We start from the raw sequence: 7168 nt of genomic DNA, 5'->3' as shown, positions 1-7168 counted from the left end.
ACCTAGACAATCCCGATTCTCCTTGCCCAGAAGGCACTCCCACTATCTGACCCGCCGACGGATCAGCAACGCGTCCACGGATCCAGGCTAAGAGCCGGGCGGCCATCGGGAAGAACCCTGAGAGTCCTCGCAGCCTTCTCCAGTGCGACCGCAAGGGTCCTGGCAGCACAACGGCCGGCTCCGGATCGGGGGATCCGGGGCCGGCCGTTGGGGTGACGTCAGGCGGCGGTTACGTCCAGTGCGTCCTTGGCCTCGTTGATGCGGACGTGGACGGTCTCGCCGTCGCGGATCTCGCCCGAAAGGAGGCCTCGGGCTAGTTCGTCGCCGATGGCGGACTGGACCAGGCGGCGGAGCGGGCGGGCGCCGTACACCGGGTCGTAGCCGGTCATCGCCAGCCACTCCATCGCGTCCTCGCCGACGTCCAGGGTGATGCGGCGGTCACCCAGCCGGCGCTGCAGCGCGCCGATCTGGAGGCCGACGATCTTGGTCAGCTCCTCGTTGCCCAGGGCGTCGAACAGGACGATCTCGTCGAGCCGGTTGATGAACTCCGGCTTGAAGGCCTGGCGAACCACGTTCATCACCTGGTCGCGCTTGGCGGAGTCGTCGATCGACATGTCCGCCAGGTACGCCGAACCCAGGTTGCTGGTCAGCACCAGGATGACGTTGCGGAAGTCGACCGTGCGCCCCTGGCCGTCGGTCAGGCGACCGTCGTCGAGCACCTGCAGGAGGATGTCGAAGACCTCGGGGTGCGCCTTCTCGACCTCGTCCAGCAGGATCACGGAGTACGGGCGGCGGCGGACCGCTTCGGTCAGCTGACCACCCTCCTCGTAGCCGACATAGCCGGGGGGTGCGCCGACGAGTCGCGAGACGCTGTGCTTCTCGCCGTACTCCGACATGTCGATCCGGACCATCGCCCGCTCGTCGTCGAACAGGAAGTCCGCGAGCGCCTTGGCGAGCTCGGTCTTGCCGACACCGGTCGGGCCGAGGAACAGGAAGCTCCCGGTCGGCCGGTCCGGGTCGGAGATACCCGCGCGGGCCCGGCGTACGGCGTCGCTGACGGCCTTGACCGCCTCACGCTGGCCGATCAGCCGCCTGCCCAGCTCGTCCTCCATCCGGAGCAGCTTGCCGGTCTCGCCCTCGAGCAGCCGGCCGGTCGGGATGCCGGTCCACATCGCGATCACCTCGGCGATCTCGGTGGGCCCGACCTCCTCGTTGACCATCGCGTCCGGGCCGTCGATGACCTCGGGCTCGGCGGAAGCCTCTTCCAGCTCCTTGGTCAGCTCGGGGATGTCGCCGTACAGGATCTTCGAGGCGGTCTCGAAGTCGCCTTCGCGCTGGGCCCGCTCGGCCTGGCCGCGGAGCTCGTCGATCCGCTCCTTGACCTCACCGATCCGGTTCAGGCCGGACTTCTCCTTCTCCCAGCGGGCTTCGAGCGCGCGCAACTCCTCCTCGCGGTCGGCGAGGTCGGCGCGCAGCCGCTCCAGCCGCTCCTGACTGGAGGCGTCCTCCTCGCGCGACAGCGCGAGCTCCTCCATCTTCAGCCGGTCGACCGTCCGCCGCAGCGAGTCGATCTCGACCGGGGAGGAGTCGATCTCCATCCGCAGCCGGGAAGCGGCCTCGTCGACCAGGTCGATCGCCTTGTCGGGCAGCTGGCGGCCGGTGATGTAGCGGTTGGACAGGGTGGCGGCGGCGACCAGCGCACTGTCGGAGATGGCGACCTTGTGGTGCGCCTCGTAACGCTCCTTCAGGCCGCGCAGGATCGCGATCGAGTCCTCGACGCTCGGCTCACCGACGAAGACCTGCTGGAAGCGTCGCTCCAGCGCCGGGTCCTTCTCGATCCGGGTCCGGTACTCGTCGAGCGTGGTGGCGCCGATCATCCGCAACTCACCGCGGGCCAGCATCGGCTTCAGCATGTTGCCGGCGTCCATCGCACCCTCGCCGGACGCACCCGCGCCGACGACGGTGTGCAGCTCGTCGATGAAGGTGATGATCTGGCCGTCGGATTCCTTGATCTCGGTCAGCACGGCCTTCAGCCGCTCCTCGAACTCACCGCGGTACTTCGCACCGGCGACCATCGCGCCCAGGTCGAGGCTGATCAGCCGGCGGCCCCGCAGTGACTCCGGCACGTCGCCGGCCACGATCCGCTGCGCGAGTCCCTCGACGACGGCGGTCTTGCCGACGCCGGGCTCACCGATCAGGACCGGGTTGTTCTTCGTCCGGCGCGACAGCACCTGGACCACGCGGCGGATCTCGGAGTCACGGCCGATCACCGGGTCGAGCTTGCCGTCGCGGGCGCGCTCGGTCAGGTCGACGCCGTACTTCTCCAGCGTCTTGGTGGTGCCCTCAGCCTCCGGCGAGGTGATCCGCCGGTTGCCGCGCATCGCGTCGAACGCCTGCAGCAGCGCCTCCGGTGTCACGTCCAGCGCGCTCTTGGCGTTGCCCTCGACGGTGGCGAGCGAGATCAGCAGGTGCTCGGTGGAGACGAACTCGTCCCCGAGCCCGAGGGCCCGCTGCTCGGCCTGATTCAGCACGTCGCTGGTCTTCGGCGACAGGCTCGGCGCCTGCACACTGCCACCACTCGTCTTCGGCAGCCTGCTCAGCTGCTCCGCGGTACGGCGGCGTACTGCGTCGACGTCCGCGCCGGCCGCCTCGAGCAGACCGACAGTGGTCCCCTCGGGCTGCGCGAGCAGCGCCGACAACAGGTGAATCGGTTCCACGGTCGGGTTGCCCGCCGCGGAGGTCTGACGGATCGCGACCGACAGGGTTTCCCGGGCCAGCGTCGTCAACCGCTGAACATCCATCTGGTCTCCAGCCTTTCCAGTTCATGACAAGTCCTACTAGAGACAACTTATCCAGAGTTGAGTCCATTCCACTCAACTCTCAGAAAACCTGGGGATAACTCAGGGATGACCTGGCTCTCACCCGGTGCACAAAGTGGGACCTCGGACACCCAGCTGGGACCTCGGACGCGAAATAGCCTGTCCCTCAAGTCTCCACAACCACACCGACACCGACCCCATGCAGTCGGCGTGGTGCCCGCTGGCGGGTCGTCCGCCCGCTGGCGCCCTACAAGCCGCCAGTGACCACCGAACCCGCCAGCCGCGCCCCGCCACATTGCGCCACCACCCACCCAGCCGCACGCCGTGCCTGCACCGCGCACTCATTTTCGCGATGGTTACCCACTGCTGGTGTGGGTTACCCAACCAGCCTCCGAGGGGGCAACCCACAACAACGGCAGGTAACCCCGCGGCGAACCGCCAACCCGCGGCCCCCACCCGGGCAGCAGATCGCCCCCTCTGAGGGGTCAACCCCTCAACCGCAGGGGTTGCCCGCTCGGAATCCGAGAGGGGAACCCCACCCTCCGGGGTTGACCTCTCAGAGGGTCTGCCGGTACGGACGCCAGCCGCGCGGACCCGGGAAGCGCAGGGATGGGAGAACCGAGCCGTCCGGGGTAGCGGGCAATCGGCAGACTCGGCAGCCGGGCCGTACCGAAGGACAGGAGGTGGTCGCTGCGCGGACCACCTCGGCGGGCCGCCCGCGCCTGGGGCCTCGGGGAGCGGGGCGGTACTGGCTGTCGCTCGGTACACGCTGACCCTTGAAACTCCACCCGACCCGGCTCGGACCCTGTGCGCGGGATCCGCGTAGCTGCGTTCCATCCCTGGTCGGGATGGGATGGGCCAAGAGCTTGCTCGATCCCGAAGGGACGCCGAAGGCACTCTTGACGCACCCCAGCACGACTAGCACCATCACGCAGCGGAGCCCGCGGAACCAACGGCGCCCCATGCAGCCCCGACGGAACACGCGCGCTTACCTCCCCAGCGGAACGCGTCGCGCTCGCCACACCGGCGGACACGTCGCGCCCGGTGTTGGTTGGGGGTGTGGTGCGAGGTGCCGCGTGGTGCGAGGTACTCGGACTGAAGCTGACGAACGGCCCGGCCTCCGGCAAGAGACCGAGCCTGGCTAGGCGATTGGCAATACTGTTGCCGAGGGCATGCTCTAAGCGATCAGGGTTTGAAGTCTGCGGCTCGGAGGCGGTAGACCTGCAGGTTGAGGTCGTAGTACTTGTCGGTTTCGCCTACCCAGGTCATGCCCAGGCGGGTGGCAGTGGCGATCGCGCGTTTGTTGTGCGGGCGGGCGACGGCGAAGAGTTCGTCGATCGAGCCCTCCTTGAACGCCCACTTCATCAGGCCTCGGCTGGCCTCGGTGGCGTACCCGTTGCCCCAGGCGGAGGGCCTGAGCTGCCAGCCGATCTCCAGGTCCTCCTCGTACGGAGGGAGGAGCCGGATGAGCAGGCCGCCGACCACTTCGTTGTCCTCCTGGCGGACCACGGCCCAGCGGCCGGCCGGGACGACGAGGTTCGGCTGGGCCTCGATCCAGGCCCGCAGGATGACGCGCATCGTCGCCGCGTCCGTGACCTGGTCGATGGCGGGCGACAGCCACTGCGCGACGTCGGCCGATCCGTAGATCTCCAGTGCGGCCTTGGCGTCCTCTTCTTCCCAATCCCGGATCAACAGCCGGTCAGTCTGCAGATTGAGCGTCACATCGCCAGGGTAGGCGGCGACACCCAAGGGGCAACCCCGTCCGGATGACAACTAGGCGAAGGGCCCGCGCGCGAGGACGTCGGCGGCGACTTCGTCGATGGTGCGACCGGCTGTGCCGACCGAGTAGTCGCTGACGTCGTCAGCGACCAGCTGGGCGGACAGTTCGGACGCGCGGGCGACGAGGTTGGCCAGGTCGGCGCCACTCTCGCGGGCGCGGCCGTGAATGCGTTGTGCGAGTTCGGTGTCCGGGGCGTCGAGCCGGCAGATCACGACGGATCCTCCCGTGGCCTGCTCCAGTTGCCGCCGCTCGTCCAGGTTCTCGACGACACCCGCGACGATGAGGCGGCGGCTGCCGGCCTGGCGGTAGTTCGACCACACTGCCGCCAGGTTGGCCGCCTTCAACCGCGAATGGTGCGGGTCGTCGTCGGGCGCGGGCCAGGCGGCGCCGAGCAGGTCGAGGTCCGCGAACGCGGGGTGCTGCCCGAGGTCCGTACAGCGGTCGAAGACTCGCCAGCCGACGGAGGTCTTGCCGACCCCGGGTGGGCCCGAGAGCACGAGAGCAGGTGTTTGCACCCGACCGATGATGCGCCCCGCACCACCTGTGTCACAAAGCGTTTCTGGGCGAAGGGTGGGCAGCAGGGAGCCCCCGGACCCGAGGGGATGGGGTCCGAGGGCTCGGCCGGAGACACGTGGGGGACATGCCTCCGGAACCGGAGGGACCTGGCATCCAGGTCCCTCCGGCGGCCTGGCGGCACCTTGGGGGAAGGCACCACCAGGAGCCCGGTCGGCGCCTGAGAACAGGCGCCTCCGGGGCCCGGAGTCCCCGTGGGGGGTGGGGAACTTCCGGGGGAACCGGAAACTTCGGGGGGATGGAAGCTTCCGGAGGCTTTCGGTACGCCGGCCTTCCGGGGAAGACCGGCGTACCGCGCTCACCTTCCGGGGAAGGTCAGCATTCCGGGCTCACCTTCGGAGAAGGTCAGCGCGGTCCGAGCTCGAGGGGCTGGGTGCGGATCCACCGGGTGGTGGTCTGCTGCCGGCCCATCGCGATCACGTCACCCGCCGGCCCGGCCGAGAACACCCGGGACCGCTGGGTGTGCTGCCGGGATACGCCGACCCCGCGCTGCACCTCGGCGAGCAACTGGTTCACCCGCTTGCGCAGGTCCTCGACCTCCGACTGGAGCTCCAGGACGTGCCGGATGCCCGCGAGGTTGACGCCCTCCTCCTGCGACAGGTGCTGGACGTACCTCAGCTTCGCCACGTCGTACGCCGAGTACCGCCGGCCGCGGCCACTCGCCCGGCTGGGCGTGACCAGGCCGAGCCGGTCGTACTGCCGCAGGGTCTGCGGATGCATACCGGCCAACTGGGCCGCCACCGAGATCACGTAGATCGGGGTGCGGTCGTCCCAGGTCGGCACCTGGCTGAACGGGAGGCCCATCAGGAACTCCCGAACAACCCGGCGCGCAAGTCGGGCTGGGCCGAGGCCGAGGAGAACTCCTGCAGCTTGGTCCGCTGCTCGTCGCTCAACTCGTGCGGCACCTGCACCTCGATGGTGAGCAGCAGGTCGCCCTTGGTGCCGTCGCGGCGCACCGATCCCTTGCCACGAACACGCAGCTTGCTGCCGTTCGCAGTACCGGCGGGGATCCGGACCGTGACGGGCAGACCGTCCAGGGTCGGCACCTTGATCTCGGCGCCGAGCGCGGCCTCGGTGAAGCTCACCGGGACCGCCAGCGTCAGGTGCTCGCCCTGCCGGCCGAAGATCCGGTGCGACTTCACGTGCACGGTGACGTAGAGATCGCCCGCGGGGCCACCTCGTTCACCGGCCGCACCCTTACCCTTCAGCCGGATCCGCTGGCCGTCCTGCACGCCCGCGGGGATGCGGACCTGCATGGTCTTGCTCGACTGGCCGCGGCCGGAGCCGTGGCAGGTCTCGCACGGCTGGTCCACGACCAGGCCGCGCCCCTTGCACTCGGTGCAGGGCTCGGTCATCGCGAAGACGCCACCCTGGACCGAGGTCTGCATGCCCGTGCCTTCGCACTTGAGGCAGACCTTCGGCACCGTGCCGTACTTCGCGCCGGTCCCGCGGCAGGTCTTGCAGGGCTCGTCACTGGTCATCCGGAGCCCGACGGTGACACCGTTCACGGCCTCGGCGAACTCGATCGTCGCCTCGGTCTCGATGTCGGCGCCGCGCCGCGGACGGGCCGTCGAGGTGGTGGTCGTGGTGCGGCCACCACCGCCGAACATGCCGCCCAGGATGTCGCCGAGTCCACCGCCGCCGGTCGAGCCCGACCGGTTGAACAGGTCGCCGACGTCGAAGCCGAACCCTTGTCCACCGCCCTGGGCGCCACCGCCCGGCATCCGGAAGCCACCACTGCCGAACAGCCGGCGGGCCTCGTCGTACTCCTTGCGCTTCTTGGCGTCCCCGACGACGTCGTACGCCTCGGAGACCTCCTTGAACTTGGCCTCGGCGGACGCGTCCCCGGAGTTGGAGTCCGGGTGGTACTTGCGCGCCAGCTTGCGGTAGGCCTTCTTGATCTCATCGGCCTCAGCCGTCTTGGAGACGCCGAGAACCTTGTAGAAGTCCTTCTCCAACCAGTCTTTCGTACTCATCGACGCCTCACCTCCTCGGG

General features: G+C 69.1%; 5 protein-coding genes. All 5 read right to left on the bottom strand.

Annotation, left to right across the window (positions count from 1 at the left end; translation table 11 throughout):
• Positions 1–218 precede the first annotated feature (218 nt).
• The 5 genes from clpB to dnaJ all read right to left on the bottom strand — a co-directional run bounded on the left by clpB (position 219) and on the right by dnaJ (position 7148).
• Positions 219–2801, bottom strand: coding sequence for an ATP-dependent chaperone ClpB (clpB, locus tag EV644_RS43280; protein ID WP_132197521.1), 2583 nt, complete (start codon positions 2799–2801; stop codon positions 219–221).
• 1203 nt (positions 2802–4004) lie between these two features.
• Positions 4005–4541 carry a GNAT family N-acetyltransferase gene (locus EV644_RS43275; protein WP_132197519.1) on the bottom strand — a complete coding sequence of 179 codons (537 nt, stop codon included), beginning with the start codon at positions 4539–4541 and terminating at the stop codon, positions 4005–4007.
• A 51-nt stretch (positions 4542–4592) separates the two neighbouring features.
• Positions 4593–5114 (bottom strand): AAA family ATPase, encoded by a 522-nt coding sequence (locus EV644_RS43270; protein ID WP_132197517.1) that lies wholly within the window; start codon positions 5112–5114, stop codon positions 4593–4595.
• A 403-nt stretch (positions 5115–5517) separates the two neighbouring features.
• On the bottom strand, positions 5518–5976 hold the full coding sequence (locus EV644_RS43265) for a heat shock protein transcriptional repressor HspR (RefSeq protein WP_132197515.1): 459 nt from the start codon (positions 5974–5976) through the stop codon (positions 5518–5520).
• Positions 5976–7148 (bottom strand): molecular chaperone DnaJ, encoded by a 1173-nt coding sequence (gene dnaJ, locus EV644_RS43260; RefSeq protein WP_132197513.1) that lies wholly within the window; start codon positions 7146–7148, stop codon positions 5976–5978. Before dnaJ ends, EV644_RS43265 begins: the two co-directional genes overlap by 1 nt.
• Positions 7149–7168 lie beyond the last annotated feature (20 nt).

Origin of the sequence: Kribbella orskensis, from assembly GCF_004342085.1 — a bacterium.
In the GTDB taxonomy this organism is placed as follows: domain Bacteria; phylum Actinomycetota; class Actinomycetes; order Propionibacteriales; family Kribbellaceae; genus Kribbella; species Kribbella orskensis.
The sequence above is the reverse complement of the archived record's forward strand: the minus strand, read 5'-3'. Positions and strand labels throughout refer to the sequence as shown.